The sequence below is a fragment of the Photobacterium piscicola genome (assembly GCF_046058925.1).
Taxonomy (GTDB): domain Bacteria; phylum Pseudomonadota; class Gammaproteobacteria; order Enterobacterales; family Vibrionaceae; genus Photobacterium; species Photobacterium piscicola.
On record NZ_CP175534.1, the window covers coordinates 1,784,180 to 1,802,688 of the forward strand.

The 18,509-nt window shown below is 38.7% G+C and carries 15 protein-coding genes; 11 read left to right on the forward strand and 4 right to left on the reverse strand.

The window, feature by feature from the left end; translation table 11 throughout:
• Nucleotides 1–397: 397 nt before the first annotated feature.
• The 6 genes from ACJZU6_RS08525 to ACJZU6_RS08550 all read left to right on the forward strand — a co-directional run bounded on the left by ACJZU6_RS08525 (nucleotide 398) and on the right by ACJZU6_RS08550 (nucleotide 8,192).
• Complete coding sequence (locus ACJZU6_RS08525; protein WP_080157589.1) at nucleotides 398–1,069, forward strand: ABC transporter ATP-binding protein; 672 nt, start codon at nucleotides 398–400, stop codon at nucleotides 1,067–1,069.
• Nucleotides 1,050–3,509, forward strand: coding sequence for an ABC transporter permease (locus ACJZU6_RS08530; protein ID WP_080157588.1), 2,460 nt, complete (start codon nucleotides 1,050–1,052; stop codon nucleotides 3,507–3,509). Before ACJZU6_RS08525 ends, ACJZU6_RS08530 begins: the two co-directional genes overlap by 20 nt.
• Nucleotides 3,509–4,618 (forward strand): lipocalin-like domain-containing protein, encoded by a 1,110-nt coding sequence (locus tag ACJZU6_RS08535; protein WP_080157587.1) that lies wholly within the window; start codon nucleotides 3,509–3,511, stop codon nucleotides 4,616–4,618. The genes ACJZU6_RS08530 and ACJZU6_RS08535 overlap by 1 nt, the downstream gene beginning before the upstream one ends.
• 13 nt (nucleotides 4,619–4,631) lie before the next feature.
• Nucleotides 4,632–5,321, forward strand: a complete 690-nt coding sequence (locus ACJZU6_RS08540) for a potassium channel family protein (protein WP_080157586.1) — start codon at nucleotides 4,632–4,634, stop codon at nucleotides 5,319–5,321.
• 160 nt (nucleotides 5,322–5,481) lie between these two features.
• Nucleotides 5,482–6,654: a GTPase gene (locus ACJZU6_RS08545; protein WP_327766484.1), complete on the forward strand. Its 1,173-nt coding sequence runs from the start codon at nucleotides 5,482–5,484 to the stop codon at nucleotides 6,652–6,654.
• The gene (locus tag ACJZU6_RS08550; protein WP_408900079.1) at nucleotides 6,651–8,192 is read left to right on the forward strand and encodes a GTPase family protein; all 1,542 of its coding nucleotides are present in this window, start codon (nucleotides 6,651–6,653) and stop codon (nucleotides 8,190–8,192) included. The genes ACJZU6_RS08545 and ACJZU6_RS08550 overlap by 4 nt, the downstream gene beginning before the upstream one ends.
• A gap of 122 nt (nucleotides 8,193–8,314) precedes the next feature.
• Here ACJZU6_RS08550 and ACJZU6_RS08555 read toward each other — a convergent pair whose 3' ends face one another.
• The 4 genes from ACJZU6_RS08555 to ACJZU6_RS08570 all read right to left on the reverse strand — a co-directional run bounded on the left by ACJZU6_RS08555 (nucleotide 8,315) and on the right by ACJZU6_RS08570 (nucleotide 12,688).
• Entirely contained in the window at nucleotides 8,315–9,973 is a 1,659-nt protein-coding gene (locus ACJZU6_RS08555; protein WP_408900080.1) for a chitinase, read from the reverse strand.
• A gap of 272 nt (nucleotides 9,974–10,245) precedes the next feature.
• A complete protein-coding gene (locus tag ACJZU6_RS08560) occupies nucleotides 10,246–11,268 on the reverse strand; it encodes an acyltransferase (protein WP_408900081.1) in 1,023 nt (340 codons plus the stop codon).
• A gap of 201 nt (nucleotides 11,269–11,469) precedes the next feature.
• The gene (locus ACJZU6_RS08565) at nucleotides 11,470–12,162 is read right to left on the reverse strand and encodes a DUF3334 family protein (protein WP_408900082.1); all 693 of its coding nucleotides are present in this window, start codon (nucleotides 12,160–12,162) and stop codon (nucleotides 11,470–11,472) included.
• Between the two features lie 169 nt (nucleotides 12,163–12,331).
• On the reverse strand, nucleotides 12,332–12,688 hold the full coding sequence (locus tag ACJZU6_RS08570; protein ID WP_080157580.1) for a glutathione S-transferase N-terminal domain-containing protein: 357 nt from the start codon (nucleotides 12,686–12,688) through the stop codon (nucleotides 12,332–12,334).
• A 309-nt stretch (nucleotides 12,689–12,997) separates the two neighbouring features.
• On the opposite strand from ACJZU6_RS08570, the gene ACJZU6_RS08575 reads away from it, so the two are divergent.
• From ACJZU6_RS08575 to ACJZU6_RS08595, 5 genes are all read left to right on the forward strand, one after another.
• Nucleotides 12,998–13,978 (forward strand): response regulator, encoded by a 981-nt coding sequence (locus ACJZU6_RS08575; protein ID WP_080157579.1) that lies wholly within the window; start codon nucleotides 12,998–13,000, stop codon nucleotides 13,976–13,978.
• Entirely contained in the window at nucleotides 13,975–15,000 is a 1,026-nt protein-coding gene (locus tag ACJZU6_RS08580; protein ID WP_080157578.1) for a GGDEF domain-containing protein, read from the forward strand. The genes ACJZU6_RS08575 and ACJZU6_RS08580 overlap by 4 nt, the downstream gene beginning before the upstream one ends.
• 100 nt (nucleotides 15,001–15,100) lie before the next feature.
• Complete coding sequence (locus ACJZU6_RS08585) at nucleotides 15,101–15,829, forward strand: tRNA-uridine aminocarboxypropyltransferase (RefSeq protein ID WP_107276353.1); 729 nt, start codon at nucleotides 15,101–15,103, stop codon at nucleotides 15,827–15,829.
• A gap of 162 nt (nucleotides 15,830–15,991) precedes the next feature.
• Nucleotides 15,992–16,900, forward strand: a complete 909-nt coding sequence (nagK, locus tag ACJZU6_RS08590) for an N-acetylglucosamine kinase (protein WP_408900083.1) — start codon at nucleotides 15,992–15,994, stop codon at nucleotides 16,898–16,900.
• Between the two features lie 140 nt (nucleotides 16,901–17,040).
• Nucleotides 17,041–18,321, forward strand: coding sequence for a DEAD/DEAH box helicase (locus ACJZU6_RS08595; protein WP_080157575.1), 1,281 nt, complete (start codon nucleotides 17,041–17,043; stop codon nucleotides 18,319–18,321).
• Nucleotides 18,322–18,509 lie beyond the last annotated feature (188 nt).

An 18,509-nucleotide genomic window follows, 5' to 3' on the forward strand; every position in this document is an offset into this window, starting at 1 on the left:
ATTATCACCACAATTATTATGGGTTTTTATGCATATGGTTGTGATAATTCATTTAATAACAAAATCGAGATATATAATTTAGCTAAATCAGATGGATAATTAAACAATCCGTATGGTTGTTAGTTAATTTATATGTGTTTTTATATAATAGTTATTAAATTCAAATTAGAAATATAAAAATTGTATTTAATGACGGTTTTTTAACCCTAATGGTAGTCGATTGTTGTTAAAGAAGAATATTCAAATAAGAAAGCGTGATAAATGGTAATACTTATATAGCTAAGCTGTTCTGTGAGGAATAAAATAGGTAGTATTGAATAACTATTTATTTTAATTATTCGATTATTAAAATAAATAGTGGTTAATTTGTAATGCAAGCAAACGTTGGTGATTGAACATGTTACGACTATCTAAACTCTGCAAAGGGTATCTAGACGGTACCGAGTTTCATTCTGTGCTTCAGGGCGCTAATTTGGCTTTACATTCTGGAGAGCAATTAGCACTGATGGGAGAAAGCGGCTCAGGGAAAAGTACATTACTGAATTTAATTGCTGGGCTTGATAAACCTGAATCAGGTGAGATATGGCTTGGTGATACGGCAATACATGCAATTTCTGAACGTGAGCGAACAGCCTTTCGTCGTGAAAATATTGGCCTTGTTTTTCAACAATATAATTTATTACCAACCTTAACTGTGGCTGATAATATTCGTTTTTGTCGACAGCTAAAAGGATTACCTGACGACGATAAGTTATGGTTAAAGCTAATTTCCGCATTGGATTTAATGTCATTATTATCACGTTATCCTGAAGAGATTTCAGGGGGACAACAACAACGTGCGGCTATTGCACGTGCAATTTATATGGAACCGATATTGTTATTAGCAGATGAACCAACAGGAAGTTTAGATGAACGAAATGCAGATGCTGTTATTCGGTTACTTATTACATTAACAAAACACCTTAATTGCACTTTATTAGTTGTTACCCATAGTGAGAAAGTTGCAGCACATATGCAAGGCTGTATTCGCTTACAGGGAGGTCAGTTACATGTTACGCCCCGTAGCTAGTGCACTTTGGGGACACTATCGTCGCCACCCATTGCAAATTGTTTTAGTGTGGCTTGGATTAACACTGGGTATTGCATTATTAGTCGGTGTAATGGGAGTTAATCAACAAGCAAAAGAAAGCTATCGTAAAGGCGAACAACTTTTTTCTAATCCTTTTCCATATCGTATACGCCATGCTCAAATAGGCATGAATGTACCGCAAGGTTTTTACATTCAAATGCGTCGAGCCGGGCTTAAGACATGTGCGCCATTAGTTGAACATCGCATCATTACAGAAAAACAACGTGACTTTCAGCTACTCGGTATTGACCCTGTGGCTATTTTTGGTGCGTTACAAAATAGCGCCATTGATGAAAGTAAAATTCAATTATTGCAACTAATGCGTCCTCCATATCCGATTATGTTAGGTGAAAATTTAGCTAATTATATTGGTATCAAAAATGGAGATATGTTGACACTTAATTCTGGGCGTCAAATAGGTCCGATGAAAGTGATCAATGACAGCCGTATGAATGATTCACGTATGATTGCTGATATTGCTTTGTTACGCGAATTACAACCTAGTTCTGGATTTAGCGCGATTGTTTGCGGTGAAATGAGCAGTAAGCAGTTAATGAAACTGACGCATATTTTACCACCAGGATTAACACTTGAACGTCAACAAAACGCCAAGCTAGAACCCTTAACCAATGCCTTTCATTTGAATTTGTTTGCGATGGGAATGCTGGCGTTTGTGGTGGGATTGTTCATTTTTTATCAAGCAATGTCGCTCTCGTTAGCACAACGACAGCCGTTAGTTGGTATTTTACGTCAATTAGGCGTTAATGGTACGCAACTCGCTGGAGCGCTTATTGGTGAACTGTGTTTGTGGGTGTTCGTTGGGCTGGTTGGTGGTAATCTTATTGGGCTATTATTAGCTCAACAATTACTGCCATCTGTTGCGGCATCATTGAATGATTTATATAACGCCAATGTTGGTTTACAAGTCCACTGGAATTGGCAATGGGGTGCTGCAAGTTTAGCAATTGCGATTTTTGGTTGTGCATTTGCCTGTACATGGCCGGTTGTGCGCTTAATTAAATCGCCACCCGCACGACTAGCGACACATTTATCTTTAGTTCGATTTAGTGGGCGAGAATTTGCGTGGCAAGCCTTGTTTTCTTGCATCTTTATTATTGGTGCGGTGATTGTTTATAAGCTTGCTCATGGCCAGTTAACAGGTTTTGTTTTAATCGCCTTTATTCTTATAGCTTCTGGCTTGATGATGCCTTATTTACTGTGGTTGCTGTTCCATTTTCTCGGTAATATCAGCAGTAAAGCGCGCATGCGATGGTTTTTCTTTGATGCGGCTGCCAGTTTAAGTTATCGCGGTATAGCAGCAATGGCGTTTATGTTGGCGTTAGCTTCTAACATCGGTATGGAGACTATGGTTGGCAGTTTTCGTAATACAACGGAAAACTGGCTTGAACAGCGTTTAGCTGCGGATATTTATATTCGCCCATCAATGAACATGGCACCACGGATATCAAAATGGCTTCAACAACAACCCGAAGTGGATCAAGTGTGGTGGAGCAGACAAAAAGCCACTCGCTCAAATAATGGCACGATTCAAGTTATGAGTATTGGCCAAACATCCGGTGAGCAAAAAGCGCTGTCGGTAAAAGTGGGCCTTAATAATTATTGGCAGCAACTGCATCATGATCGTGCGGTAATGGTCAGTGAGTCTATGGCGCTGAAACACCATTGGCAGCCTGGAGATATTATTAATCTTCCCGCTCCCATGAATCAGAAATGGCGAGTGGTGGGTATTTATTATGATTATGGTAACCCTTACGGACAAGTATTAATCTCTCAGCAAAAATGGCAACGTTTTTGGCCGCATTCAGGGCAAGTCGGATTAGCTATTCATTTGAAAAAGGGTGCAAAATCCGAATTATTATTAGCAAAGTTAGGTGAGCGATTCCGCTTACAACCAGAACGTATACGCAATAATGCCGCGTTAATGAAACAAGCAATGACCGTATTTGATCGTACGTTTGTCGTGACATCAACGTTAGGTAATCTAACGTTATTCATTGCTATTTGTGGTTTGTTCTTTTCCACTATTGCTGGTGAAATTTCACGACAACGACAATATTCATTATTACGTTGTATGGGAATGACAAGCATTGAATTATCGTTATTGGGTGGCGGTCAATTGTTAGTTATAGGGCTTATGACCGCACTGATAGCATTGCCTTTAGGTTTACTTTTAGCACAGCTTTTGATTGATGTTGTGTTGAAATATTCCTTTGGTTGGACGATGCAAGTCCAATATTTCCCTTATGATTATTTTATGACATTAGGCACGGCTTTATTAGCACTGCTTGTTGCTGGAGCATGGCCAGTATGGCGTTTAGTTCATCGATCTGCGATTTTATCTTTGCGAGAGTCATTTTAATGAAAGTTTCAACTCAGCAATCTCGTTGGCATGTGTTTTCTTTATCTATAATGTTAATGGGAATGATGTTGTTAAGTGGTTGTGATGAACAACCAACGAGAAGTAATTCAGTAAAGATATTAACGCAGTCTAAAGATTTTGTGTTTGAGCCAGTGATAAAAGGAGAGCCGATAACGTTTCCTCAAGATCATGGCGAACACCCTGAATATCTCGCTGAGTGGTGGTATTTAACCGCTAATCTTAAAACAGAAACAGGAAAAGAAATTGCGGTGCAGTGGACGTTATTTCGCATGGCGACCAATGATGAAGATTTGAGTGGTTGGAAGACCCCACAAATGTATATGGCACATGCTGTTATAAATACGAAAGAGAAAACTTGGGCAACAGAAAGGTTTGCGCGTGGTGGCATTGGTCAAGCAGGGGTTGATCTTAAACCGTTTCGTGCGTGGTTAGATAATTGGTCATGGCGTGCTGCGACCAGTGATCCATTTCCTGGACGACTGAAGTTTTCAGATGATGACATGTCTGCACGATTAAATATCAAGCAAAAAGGTGCCATTATTTTACAGGGCGATAAAGGATATAGCCAAAAACATCCATTATTGGGTATCGCTTCTTATTATTATAGTGTTCCCTTCTTAGACCTTGATGGGACGATCACACTGGACGGTAAACCATATAAAGTGAGTGGCCGTGGTTGGTTTGATCGTGAATGGAGCAGTAGTATGCTTAGTGCCAAACAACAAGGTTGGGATTGGTTTGCGATCCACCTTGACGATGGCAGTGCTCTGATGGTGTCGCAATTGCGTGAAGAAGGCCAAAGACCCTATTTTATTGGCTCGCGATCGTGGCCTGATGGTCGAGTGGTAGAGCTAGATAATAATCAAATTCGAATGAAACCGATGCATTTTTACAAGGTGAGTGGTATTTCATTTCCACTTAACTGGTTAATTGAAGTGCCATCACAAGGACTAAAACTCCAAACCAGTGTTGTACGCCAAGATCAATGGTTACCTTTTATATTTCCTTATTGGGAAGGCCCGATTAATGTCACAGGCACACAAGGTGGTAAAGGATTTATGGAACTCACTGGTTATGAAAATAAATAAGGAATATGGATAAATGTTGAGTAAAAAAGCCCAACGGATAAATAATCAAAATAATTTTTTCTACTTAACCTTAGCATTGGTTTTTTTATTGATTAGTGCATCTTTAGATAAGGTTATTACGTCCGGTTTTTTGCAATATATACTAGAAGTTTTTACGTTTATCACTTTTGGCATTTGCTTATTAAGCTTACGCTTTGATAAAAATTGGTTCCGTTTTTTATCGTCATTAGTGGTTGCATGGTTGATTGCTGTGATCACTCGAACGGTATTAGGCATTGAAGAAATTGAAATTATCATGCTGTTATTGATGTTTATTTTCTTTTATGGGACTTTTCGTTCAATTATGCGTCAAATACTCTTTACCGGTTCAATTAATAGCAACAAAATCATTGGCTCAATGGCATTGTTTTTATTGCTTGGTTTAATGTGGGCCATAGGGTATTTAATTCTTATCCATTTCTTACCGGGATCATTTCAAGGCCTCAATAAAGGAGCATGGCATGAGAATTTTGCTGATGCTGCTTACTTTAGTTTTGTTACCTTAACCACCTTGGGATATGGTGATATTTTGCCAATAATGCCAATTGCTAAGGTCTTCGCTTACCTTGAAGCGATTGTTGGCGTATTTTATATGGCGATTGTGGTATCAAGCTTAGTCAGCTCAAGTCGCGAGCAATATTTTATTGATCATCTCGATGACTAATCTGTAGCCAGAGATAGCGAACATTGCATTATAAATAAGAGAATAATCATTAAGGTTATTCTCTTTTTTCATTTAGTGCTATTTTGCTAAGACTGACTAAATAGTGATATATATAAATTTACTATGTCACTGGTTTATTATTTTGTGGTGTGAAGGTGATATGAATCGCTTCTTTAAGAAAGTTTACCAATATATAAATCCCTCAGTTAACCCTGATTTGGCTCCTGCGTTTGATGAATGGCAGAAACATATTCCAACATTATGGTTATTAGGTAAAACAGGGGCGGGAAAATCAACCCTTATTCAAACGCTCACAGGTAGTAGTTTGGTTGAGATTGGTAATGGTTTTCAACCTTGTACTCGTACTGCTCACCATTATCTCTATCCAGCAGAAAATCCATTAGTGTGTTTTTTAGATACACGAGGATTAGGTGAAGCGGATTACGATCCCACTGAAGACATTGCAATGTGTAGTGGTAAAAGCCATGCATTAATGGTGGTGATGAAAGCGGAAGAGCCTGAACAATCAGGTTTATTGGCGGCATTAAAACAGATTAAACGCAGTGGTATGATCAAACATTTATTGGTTATCCATACTGCGGTGAACAGTATTGTTGATACTCAAGAACGCCAGCGTGCGATTGAATATAATCATCAACGGGTAATGGACGTGTGGGGCATTAAACCTGCACAATGGCAATCAGAAACGGCAACTATCTACCAGCCGATTGTGGTTGATCTCATTCCAGATGAAGCACAGTTTATTGGTATTGATATATTACATCATGCCTTAACGGATGCACTTCCGATGTTGAGTTTATTATCAAATCAACAAGCGCATACTAACCGTGAAGAACAAAATTTTTATCAATTACGTCAAGAAGTTTTGTGGTATGCAGGCGTTGCGGGAGCCAGTGATGCTATTCCTGCTGTTGGGTTATTCAGTGTACCAGCTATTCAAGGCAAGATGTTGCATAGTCTTGCGAATCAATATGGTGTCAGTTGGAATAAAAAAGATTACGCAGAATTTGTGGGCATGCTGGGATCGGGTTTTTTGTTGCAATATTTATCTAAATTGGGGCTTAACCAGTTAGTTAAATTTATTCCGGCATACGGTCAAACGGTGGGCAGTGCGACGGCGGCGGCGATGAGTTTTTCATCGACTTATGCGATTGGCCGTGCGGCTTGTATGTATTTATATCATCGCAGTAAAGGTGAGTCGATTTCAAAAGACCAAATTAAATTGGCTTATCAACAAGCATTTACGACCGTCAAGCAGGTTGCTGATCGACAACAATTGAGTAAATCATCACCGAAAAAGGATCATGCATGAAACGGGTGAGCAAAAGTTATCAGTTAATTAATCAACTCTCTGAAGGTTTGTTTCCGTTACTGATGTTAGCGGTGTGTTTGCCCATCATAGTATTGGCGGGGTTTGGTGTTGTTGATCTGATTCAACAAGGACAATGGCTGTTATTTTTTGCCATTATTGCTGGTGGTTGTTTAGTGGCTTTTCTTCCTTATTGGTGGTTGCGCCGTAAACGGGTGGTTGCAGATGCTGTTATGGATGATATTGCACCATTACATGTTGCTGCCAATCCACAATGGAGTGAGCACGATCAGCAAGTGTGGCAACAAATGACACTAGTTATTGATAAGCAGCTAGCAGATGACTCTGCATGGGAAAGCCTACAAGCCCATGCTTATGTTTTGGTGGCTGATGTTGCTGCGCAGTATCATCAACAATCGAGATCGCAAAAATTAGCGTTTACTGCGCCTGAATTTTTAATGATGGTTGAAGAGGTAAGTCGTCGTTATCGTCACTTTCTACAACAACATGTTCCTTTTTCTGAGAAGATCACCTTAACGAGCCTTAAACAAGGTTACGCGATTAAAGATAAAATGGGGTATGCAAAAAGTGCTTATGATGTTTATCGATTATTCCGTATAGCAACGCCAACAGGCTGGTTAGCCGAAGTACGCGGTTTGGTTGTTGGTAAGTTGTTTGATGATGTTAGTGCTGAGGTACAAAGCAAACTAAAAGCGACGTTATTACAAGAAGTCGCTTCAGTTGCTATTGATTTATACAGTGGTCGTTTTAAGCTTGATGATGCAGCGGTGCCACATAGCCAACTACAAGACCACGATCAGCAAGCAACCGCCATTGCCGTAGAACCATTGCGGGTAGCTGTTGTTGGTCAAGTGAGTGCGGGTAAGTCATCGGTTATTAATGGGTTATTGGGTGAGATTGCGGCTGAAGTAAGCGCGTTACCATCAACAGATAAAGCCACAACCTATAAATGTGAAGTTGACGGGCTCGATTTAATCAATCTGATTGATTTACCCGGCATTGATGGCAGTGCTGAAATTGAGAAGAAATTACTAAAACAAATGACCGAAAGTGATGTGGTTATTTGGGTATTGAAAGCTAATCAATCATCACGTCAATTAGATGTTACCCTAAAAAGTGCTTTTGATTCGTTTTATAAGCAACCTCAAAATCAGCAAAGAAAAGCGCCTAAATTGATCATGTTGGTTAACCAAGTCGATAAACTTAAACCTGTTGATGAATGGTTGCCACCGTATGATCTTGAGTCACCACAAACGGATAAAGGGCAAATTATTAGTGATGCAGTGAAGTATAACCGAGAGGTAATGCAGGCTGAGTATATTTTGCCGTTTTCCGTGAGTAGCGATCGTATTCCTTATAATCTTGATAGCTTACAATCACAGTTACAGCAGGTGTATCAAGATGGGATCAATACTCAGTTAAACCGTCGTCGCGCTCAAGGTGAAACTATTGATTATACCGAGCAAGCAAAACGGTTATATCGTTTAGGTAAACTAGTATTTGATGCAGCAACTAAGTAGTTATTGTTATCCTTGTTTGTGATAAAAAATGGCCTTGATAGGGTTTAATTTCCCCGTCAAAGCCATTTTTATTGAGCAATAATAATCAGTGGCTTAACTTAATAATATTGTTAAGGCACGTGTTAAGGTAGCAATGTCCACGGATCACCTGCTGTTGGTGTATTGCCTTGGCTCCACCATTTTGCTTGATAAGTTTTGTTTTGGAAGCTGACTTTATCATTACCACCATAAACGGCAGTAGTACTCCACGTTGTTACATCTGTTGGTAAAGAGATTGATGGCTTATCATCTGTTGGTGGTGTTATTGCATCATCTGTAGATGTTGCAGCTTTGATTAACTTCCATGGGCCGCCTAAATCAGGCTGGTTACTTTGTGTCCACCATTGCGCTTCATAAATAGCGCCTTTATATGTGGCTTGCTCACCGCCACTGTAGACTTTGTTTTCGTCCCAATTCGCCACGCCATCAATCGGTGGGTCTGTTGGATCTGTGGTGCCGCCACCCGTGTCAGGGTCTAATTTATCAACCACACGCACCGCGGGCCAGTTCGCATGTGAACCATAGAAATTGGTTACACATTTTTCATAATCGCCTGCAACTAAAGCAGAATAAGCGGTTTGGAAACCAACTAGCTCACATTCAAACGAAACACCACCTGGACGATCAGGATAGTATTTCCAATTTGCATCCCAGTTTGTATAAAGCACATCGGTTGCACCATTTAGATTCAAACTACCATAAGGTGTTTGTTGCCAGCAGGTGTTAGTTTCATCACTCTTTACAGGAATTTGGTAGTTTTCAACTAAACCTTCCCAGTAACGAATACGGTTAACGGGTTGACCTTTATCTTTGTTTTGTTCACCACATTCAATACCACCATTAATAACATTAATAGTGGTGCCAAAACCATAACCGATGCCTGCATCTGTTTCACGTTGGGAAGGGACCCATGTGCGGTCAATCACATGTAACATGGCAGGTTTAGGGGCTTGTGGCGTTAAGAAGAACCAGATAGCAGATGCTAAATTTAACCAAGAATCAGCAACTAACCCTGGATTATTCAATAGTACTGTTGCATCACCATTAAACATCACCTCAGAAAAAGCACCATAGTTAAAGTGGTATGAGAGTTGTTTTGCGCCACGACCAAAGTAACCTTGTCCTTCCGCACAAGGCCAGCGTTTATTTTGCCAATCATCTTGACCACAGCCTGTGGTATAACCCGGTTGACCTTCAGACCAGCCCATTTCACGTACATGAACTAATGCTTGTTGCCATTCTTCAAGTCCTAACGGGTTATCAGAGACGTTTTCAATGCTAATGTGGCCGCCCGTTTCCTGGGCAAAATGAGCAAAAGCAGTGACGATAGATTTCTTACAGATAGCATCAGCATCGCGGCCATCAGTATAATCGCCACAGAACGCAGGAAATTTTCCTATCGCACGTAAAAAGCGGGTATAGGTATATTCAGGGGCAGCCATTTGAGTAAGGTAATTCCATTCAGTTTCAGGAAAAACACGCTCAACCCGTTTTACATTATCAGGGTTAGTGCTTAGCCCTGGAAGAATAGCTTCAACAACGGTATTTGAAGCCGTTGCTAAAGCTTGTGCCCAAACATCGTACATTGGGTCCATTGTTTTAGCATTTTCAGCTGCAACAATTTCCGCACGTTCAATGACATAACCACCTGTAGTATCAGGGTCGGGTTGAGGCGTCATAGCATAACTGTTTGCGGCAAATAGGCTGCCAATTAGGATGGAGAGAGGGTGTAGTTTAGCCATTCATTCATACCTTTATTATTATAGTGCACGATAGTTGATAATAAGGTTATCGGCATGCGGCAATATTATGCAATCACTGACTTTTAAAAGCGTGTTGGCGTGTGGAATTTAAGTGTGGTCCTAAACATTTTTTGCATTGAAAATGATGTTTATGGCGATCTTTATCAATACTATCAGTTGAGAATAGGCAAGGAGTGCGGTGATGATGAAGATAAAAAAGTCCTTATAATTAGATGATAATAAGGACTTTTAATTAGAATATTAAGTATTGGCTAGCGTACTAGACATCTTGTCATTGGAATTTTACGCAGGCATCGAACAATGATGATTGACACAGTTAACACCACAGGTACTGCAAACACACTGGCAATGATCGGGTTAATATTCAAAATACTGATGATATTGAGGTAATAAATCACAATAAGTAAATGGCAGAGGTATATACCCAGAACATCTTTGCTTAATGAGTGAATGATTTTATAGTCACCTAAGTTAGGTTTGGCTAATAAAATAAAGAAAATACCTAATGCCCATAACGGGGTGCCAAAGAGAAAGTCATGGAAAAAAGAACCATTTTCTTGCAGTGAAAGGTAGTTTGCTTCACCGATAAATAGACAAAATCCAACGATCATCATAATAATGCTGTATTTGAGACTAATACTGATATTACGACGGCGAATTTCAAATCCAAGCATGATCATGAAGGTGCTAAAAAATGGACCATTACGCGTAAATATCGGTGAACTTAATTCTGTTATTTGAGCATAGCTACCAGCCATTAAGCCAAAAATAAATAACAGAGTAGCAACGGGAATAATCAACCGAGATAACTTCAAACGCAGTAAAACGGTAATGATAGTTAAGCCACTGAGTAGCCCTGGAATATACCAAAGATGCACTAATCCACCTTCAAACAAGGTATTTAAAGGGGTGGTGAGCAGTTTTTGCCAATAGAAGGTACGCTCAGCAACATATCCCTCAGAGGTCACAAGGTGAAAGTTAAACGGCAAAATAAGGTAAATAATACTCCATAAGACCCACATGATGAGTAATGGACGTGCATAACGCCAGAGATAAGGGACACGCTCGGCGGTTAAACGTGGTTGAATAAAATAACCCGCCATAATAAAAAATAACGGTACAGCAAACCGACTAATTTGATTGAGCCCCATGCCTAACAAAGGTTGGCCATCAAATAAAGGTGCCTGCATGAATATTTGGCTATGCAAAGCAATAATGGCAATCGTGGCAATAATTCGACCAAATTCAAAGCTGGCTATACGGTGTTGAGGCATGACGATAAACTCACAAACGAAAGTGGGTCGAAATTATATGGAATTAAGGATTTTGTAAATTGTATTATGATAGTGAATTACGTTATTGATCACAGAATTAAATTTATGATCAATAAAAGTAAATATTTTAATCATGTAAGGAAGATAAAGAGGTAACAATACGGGGGTAGAGTTACCTAACTATTTAAATTAAAGCTGTTTTTATAGCCCAAGTTGATCCAGCAAATCTTGATTGTCATAGGGGCTTACTGCATTTTTGTTGACAGAAGTGATGGGTTTTTGTTGTTGTTGAGCATCATAAGCCGTTTCAAAAATAGTATCTGGATCTTGCTCATCAATCTCAAAGTCTTCTAATTGAATAAATTCAGTTTTATCCATCGCGAGCTCAAGATAGAAAATATTATTCTTTTCTGTTGTAAAACTAACACGACGTACTTGAGGGCGATCAAGATTAGTATCAACAGAAAGGATGATTTGTTTATGCAGAGCGAGCATTTTCGGCTGGTTTTGGGTAATTGATATTTTTAATTCTCTGCCAATCTTACCTGTAAAATCACCAACAACTTGATTCATTAACTCACCTAAAATATTAGCAACATCATCAGCGGTATGATGAATAGCAATATCTGTGTCAGGAAAGCCCATTCGAATCATGTAGTTTTGATAAAGTTCCATTGCTGCTGCGGCGGAGAAATTAGTTACGACTAACCCTGTGAAGCCACCATCAAATAAAACAAAGCAACCAATATCCGGTTTTAAGCTTGTTTTATTGATCTTTTGTACCATCGGCGAATATTTTATGTGGCTTTCTGTTGCTCGTGATAATACATCAGCCAGAGAGTGGCATAATTTAATTAAAATATCGTCGGTAGTTATCGTATGATTCTTGCGCATATGCAGCCCTGTAAAACGTATTTGTAATCAATAAATAAAAATTCAGTAGTTAAAAGCCGATAGTGATACCTCTTTTATACTACAACTTTAAAGTGCAATAAGAGCTATCGGCTTATACGTTAAGGACTTAAATGGTTATTTGATTTTATTGTGTGGATTATTGGTAATATTAAGCAAAGCGCTTATCTAAATACGCCATAATGTCATTTGATTCATACATCCAAGTTACTTGCCCATCTTCTTCAATACGTAGACAAGGAACCTTACGTTTGCCTCCTTGTTCTAATAATTCTTGGCCCCAAGGTGACGTTTTTGCATCACGGGTTGCAAGCGGTATATTAAGGCGTTTTGCATGACGACGTACTTTTACGCAAAAAGGGCATGTTTCAAATTGATATAGCTGCATATTAGCGACAGCAGCATCAACTTCCTGTTGAGCAGTGGCTGAGCGTTGCATACCGCGTGGTGAAAAAAGGGAATTGAGTATGAGAATAATTTTACCGACGAACCAACGAAGCGCTTTCATATTATTTTCCAATGGCTGATATTATAAAGTTATGCTGAGATTCTATTATAAAATCGTCAGTGGGTAACTATCCTGTCCGCCATATATTTGATTTATTATTGAGCAGTAATTAAATATGAAACAGTACATATCGATAAATCATCAATGTTGACGATTAAAAAAGACAATTACCTTTTTCTTTTAGTGGTTATTGATTGGAACTAAGATCAATATTTAGATGTATGTCACTGAATGCATAATTTTACATTACTGCATAATGTTGCTTTGCTTTATACTAATGTGAAGTTCAATGGGTAAGTGATTAGTCTGATGATTAACAAAATAAATATTCTCATTTGTGACGATTCAGTCTTAGTACATAAATCTATTACACGATTGCTACAGTCATGCAGTAATGCCACTTTCTTCTATGCTGAAAATGGAAAAGAGGGGCTTGATTGTTTAAAAAGCACTGATATTGATATTATGTTTTTAGATTTAACCATGCCAGTAATGGATGGTTTTAGTGTCATGAAGTCCTTACCTGTCCGTGACTATAACACCACGATTATTGTTTTATCTGCTGACGTACAATTAACTGCCGTGGAAAGAAGTTTAGCGTTAGGTGCGGATTATTTTTTATCTAAGCCATTTAATCATGATGAGTTAATAGAACTGTCGCAACGATTAGGGCTAGTTTTTGATAATGCTCCGTCTATTGTTGTTGATACTCATTTAGAAAATAATTCAATTGAGATCATGCGCGAGCTTGCCAATATTGCATTAGGTCGAGGGGCTGCAATTATTTCTGATCACCTTGGTGATTTTATAAGAATGCCATTGCCAAGTGTTGCATTTATGAAAAGCAGCGATCTATCCATGGCGATTGCAGATATTCGTAATGATCATGAATTAATTGCCATTACACAACGTTTTGTGGGCGGTGGCATTCACGGTGAGGCGTTGGTTGAATTACACGGTAAAGATGTACATTTATTTGGACAGAAGCTGGGATTTAGCCAAACGGATGAATATAAAAATGAAGTCGTGATTGATATTGCCAATTTAATGGTCTGTTCTTTTTTAGTCGCGCTATCAGAACAAATTTCGATTCCATTTTCTGTTCGGCAGCCGATCGTGTTAGAAGAGTACATGAACTTGCATCATACACATTGCGATACTCAGACCTTTTTTACAATTGAATATACTTATAAAGCAGAAATACTAGATGTTGAGTGTGAAGTCTTATTTATTATGGATAATCATTCTCTAGCAATTATTAATAATAAAGTGATGGAATCATTACATTGAACGAAATATCTTTAGCTGATTTTCATTTAACAATGCAAGTATTAGATAATTTTGATGCTGGCGTTGTGATATTAGATGAAAACTATAATGTTTGTGCATGGAATACCTTTATGCAAGCTTATAGTGGTATTTCCAGTGTTCAAATAATGGGAAAATCCTTGTTTGAGGTTGTACCTGATTTACCCGAGTCGTGGTTACAGAGCAAAATACAATCGACGTTTAAATTACGAATGCGATCATTTTCAGCATGGGAAGATCGACCATGGGTATTTCGTTTTTTGAATTTTTGTCCTATTTCGGGCAGTTCAGATATCATGTTTCAGAATATGACGTTAACACCGTTACGTTCTCTTTCTGGAGAATATAACCATATTTGTTTAACAATCACTGATGTTACTGATATAGCCAAAAATAAAAACCATCTCCATGAGTCAAATAAACAACTAACACATTTAAGCATTACAGATCGACTAACTCAGCTTTACAATCGCGGCCATTGGGAAAATTGTTTAGCGGATGCTTTTGATTATTGTCATCAGACACAAATACCAGCCACGTTGATTATGTTTGATATTGACCATTTTAAACGAGTTAATGATACTTATGGCCATGTTGCGGGTGATGGTGTTATTAAAGTTATCGCTGATGTGTTACGCCGAACTAAACGCCAAACCGATATCGCAGGCCGTTATGGCGGTGAAGAATTTGGTATTATTCTACCAGGAACACCTGCTGAACTCGCTGGGTATTTTACCGAACGATTGCGCAATCGTATTGAACGAGAAACGGTATTTGATGATCAGCGTGGCGTTGTTAAAGTCACGATCAGCTTAGGTGTCTGTGAGTGGGATTCGACGCTAACTGATTATAAATCATGGTTAGAAAAATCTGACTTAGCATTATATGAGTCAAAGAAAAGAGGCCGTAATACCACCACCATTATTAATAGCGATAATTGTTATAAAAACAGCAAAGGCGAGTTTATTTTATCGGATTGCCATGAGCATATGCCGATAAAATAAACAAAAGCGAGTTGGCAATCTTATAATACGGATAATGACTGTATGTTTCGTGGGGGTTTCGGTAACATGCACGCGTTTTCCTGTTTTTAGGTTAGTCGCTATGCGCATTCATGCTATACATACTCTTTATGAGGAACGTCTTGCACGTTCAACTCGTCCTTTTCTTGCTCGTGGCTGTAAAGTCCAACGCTGCCGTCAATGCATGTTACGTACGCATTTGTGTATTTGTGAACATCGTCCATTAGCGACATCAAATGCCGCGTTTTTATTGGTCATGTTTGATGATGAGATTTTAAAACCAAGTAATACTGGCCGTTTAATTGCTGATGTATTTGAAGATACTTTTGCTTATATTTGGTCGCGTACTGAGCCTAACGCTGAAATGCTGGCATTACTTGATGATCCTCAATGGCAACCTTATGTCGTTTTTCCTGCTGAATATGCGCCAGAAAGAGAAGTGACAGCAGTAACGCTTGAAGCGGGTAAACGTCCATTATTTATTATGCTTGATGGTAGTTGGGCAGAAGCGAAAAAAATGTTCCGTAAGAGCCCGTATCTTGATCGCTTCCCATTATTATCCATTAATCCAGATAAGCCATCTCGATATAAAATGCGTGAAGCATCAAAGGAAAATCAATTAGGTACGGCTGAAGTTGCAGCACGTATTATCGATTTATTTGGCGAGCATTATAATGCCGAGCTATTAGATTTATGGTTTGATGTTTTTCGTGAAAATTACATCGCGGGTAAAATGAATCGCACATTACCAGAGCAATCATCGTTATCGCTATTGGAAAAATTCATGTCAACTGATGAAAACACACTATAAAAGATGTGATGTCAGTTAGATAATATTAAACCTCATTTAAACAATAATTGATGAATTGGTCGTAGATCACAGTCATTTTTGGCATAAATGTGGATAATTTTCAGTATATTTAAAGAGTTATGAACTCACGGTGTGGTTAAACATTATTTGTAGGAGAATAGGATGTACTACGGCTTTGATGTAGGCGGAACTAAAATTGAATTTGGTGCATTTAATGAAAAACTAGAGCGCGTAGCAACAGAACGTGTGCCGACACCGAGTGGCGATTACGATACACTTATTAATACTATTGTTTCTATTATTACCGCAGCTGATGTGAAATTTGGCTGTGAAGGTTCAGTCGGTATTGGTATTCCTGGTATTGAAGATGCACGCGACGGTACTGTATTGACATCAAATATACCTGCCGCTAAAGGCCGAACACTGCGTAAAGATTTGGAAGCCAAACTGGGTCATAGTGTTAGCTTAGATAATGATGCTAACTGCTTCGCTCTTTCTGAAGCATGGGATGATGAGCATCAACATTCACCATCAGTGCTTGGCCTTATTTTAGGTACTGGCTTTGGTGGTGGAATGGTTTTTGATGGTAAAGTTTTTTCTGGTTTGAATCATGTTGGTGGTGAGTTTGGGCATATGCGCTTACCGTTAGATGCATGGTTACATATGGGAGAGAACGCACCATTATTTGATTGTGGTTGCGGTCAAAAAGGGTGTATTGATAATTATCTATCAGGCCGTGGATTTGAACAAATCTATGCACATTATTATGGCGAGAAACTAAAAGCGATTGAAATTATCGAACGTAATGCTGCGGGTGATGAAAAAGCACAACAGCACGTTGATCGTTTCATGGAAGTACTTGCAATGTGCTTTGCAAACTTATTTAGTGGTGTTGATCCTCATGTGGTGGTGTTAGGTGGTGGTTTATCTAATTTTGATTTGATTTATGAAGAATTGCCAAAGCGTTTACCTAAATATTTATTGTCTGTTTCACAAGCACCTAAAATTGTGAAAGCAAAACATGGTGATGCTGGTGGCGTACGTGGTGCTGCTTTCCTTAACATTAAATAGCCATTATTGATCTGTAACGAATATTTATTGCGTAACTAAAAGTACTTCATAGTGAAGTACTTTTTTTTTGTGTTAAAATCCGCGCTTGTTTTCTTATGCCGCTATATTGGTATAAGCGTATTTATTGCAAGGAATACACTATGTCGTTTGAAACCCTTGGCCTTCACCCTAAATTACTGCAAGTTGTCGCAGAATTAGGTTATGAAAAACCAACGGATGTGCAATTACAAGCCATTCCATTAGCGCTAGCAGGGGATGATGTAATGGCTGGGGCTCAAACGGGTACCGGTAAAACAGCCGCATTTGCACTTCCTATTTTACAGCGTTTAATGACATTGCCGTCATTGACTGAAATGGGCGCTGAAGAAATAAAGCCTCAACAAGGTGCAAAAATTCGTGCGTTGGTGATTACACCGACACGTGAATTAGCACAACAAGTTTACGATAGCTTTATTGCGTACAGTAAGTACAGTGATTTGAAAGTCGCGGTTGCTTATGGCGGCACTAGTATGAATGTGCAAATTAAAGCATTAAGAGCAGGTGTTGATATTCTTATCGCGACACCTGGACGTTTACTTGACCATGTTTTTGTTGGTAATGTATCACTTGCGAATGTAGAAACATTTGTACTTGATGAAGCTGATCGCATGCTTGATATGGGTTTTATTATTGATATTAACCGTATCATGAAGCGTATGCCGGCTGAGCGTCAGACTTTATTCTTCTCTGCAACCTTTTCAAAGCAAGTTAAAAAATTAGCTTTTAGTATTTTAACTGACCCTAAGATGGTGGAAGTGACACCGGATAATATTGCAGCAGATACTGTGCAGCAAATGGTGTATCCCGTTGACAAAAAGAGAAAATCAGAATTATTGGCATATCTGATTGGTTCACGTAATTGGCAACAAGTATTAGTCTTTACTAAAACGAAGCAAGGCTCAGATCAATTAGCTAAAAGTTTAGGTTTAGATGGTATTAAAGCGGTGTCTATTAATGGTGATAAAAGTCAAGGCGCGCGTCAACGTGCGCTTGATGATTTTAAAGCCGGTAAGGTACGTGTGCTTGTTGCAACAGATGTTGCTGCTCGTGGATTAGACATTCAGCAGTTAGAATATGTTGTTAACTTTGATTTACCGTTTAATGCTGAAGATTATGTACACCGCATTGGTCGTACAGGGCGTGCTGGTAATACTGGCCACGCGATCACGCTAATGAGTTTAGATGAAGAGTGGGCATTAAAAGCGATTGAAGAGCTATTAAATACCCGTTTACCACAACAATGGCTTGAAGGTTATGAACCTGATCCTAGCTTAATTGAAACAGTCTCTGTTCATCGCGGAGCATCTGCTGAAAAACGTCGGGCCAAAGCAAAAAGTAAGGTACATCAAAACCGTGGGAAAAACACCCAACGCCGTCGTTAAATAAAAAGTTATTACGAACTCAAATGTACTAAAACACCGCCTCTAAAGCGGTGTTTTTTATTATTATGCAATCAATTTAAAAAATGTTTGATTATAAGCATAAATCAGTAATTAAATTAGTTGTTTAAGCTAAAATTGTCTGTTAATTTGTCGTTTTTAGTCGTAATGTTTTGCTTTTATTTTTATAA

Bases quoted from the DNA above. Each gene is read 5' to 3' on its own strand.
- ACJZU6_RS08525 (WP_080157589.1), top strand. From the start codon at position 398: ATGTTACGACTATCTAAACTCTGCAAAGGGTATCTAGACGGTACCGAG.
- ACJZU6_RS08530 (WP_080157588.1), top strand. From the start codon at position 1,050: ATGTTACGCCCCGTAGCTAGTGCACTTTGGGGACACTATCGTCGCCAC.
- ACJZU6_RS08535 (WP_080157587.1), top strand. From the start codon at position 3,509: ATGAAAGTTTCAACTCAGCAATCTCGTTGGCATGTGTTTTCTTTATCT.
- ACJZU6_RS08540 (WP_080157586.1), top strand. From the start codon at position 4,632: ATGTTGAGTAAAAAAGCCCAACGGATAAATAATCAAAATAATTTTTTC.
- ACJZU6_RS08545 (WP_327766484.1), top strand. From the start codon at position 5,482: ATGAATCGCTTCTTTAAGAAAGTTTACCAATATATAAATCCCTCAGTT.
- ACJZU6_RS08550 (WP_408900079.1), top strand. From the start codon at position 6,651: ATGAAACGGGTGAGCAAAAGTTATCAGTTAATTAATCAACTCTCTGAA.
- ACJZU6_RS08555 (WP_408900080.1), bottom strand. From the start codon at position 9,973: ATGGCTAAACTACACCCTCTCTCCATCCTAATTGGCAGCCTATTTGCC.
- ACJZU6_RS08560 (WP_408900081.1), bottom strand. From the start codon at position 11,268: ATGCCTCAACACCGTATAGCCAGCTTTGAATTTGGTCGAATTATTGCC.
- ACJZU6_RS08565 (WP_408900082.1), bottom strand. From the start codon at position 12,162: ATGCGCAAGAATCATACGATAACTACCGACGATATTTTAATTAAATTA.
- ACJZU6_RS08570 (WP_080157580.1), bottom strand. From the start codon at position 12,688: ATGAAAGCGCTTCGTTGGTTCGTCGGTAAAATTATTCTCATACTCAAT.
- ACJZU6_RS08575 (WP_080157579.1), top strand. From the start codon at position 12,998: ATGATTAACAAAATAAATATTCTCATTTGTGACGATTCAGTCTTAGTA.
- ACJZU6_RS08585 (WP_107276353.1), top strand. From the start codon at position 15,101: ATGCGCATTCATGCTATACATACTCTTTATGAGGAACGTCTTGCACGT.
- nagK (WP_408900083.1), top strand. From the start codon at position 15,992: ATGTACTACGGCTTTGATGTAGGCGGAACTAAAATTGAATTTGGTGCA.
- ACJZU6_RS08595 (WP_080157575.1), top strand. From the start codon at position 17,041: ATGTCGTTTGAAACCCTTGGCCTTCACCCTAAATTACTGCAAGTTGTC.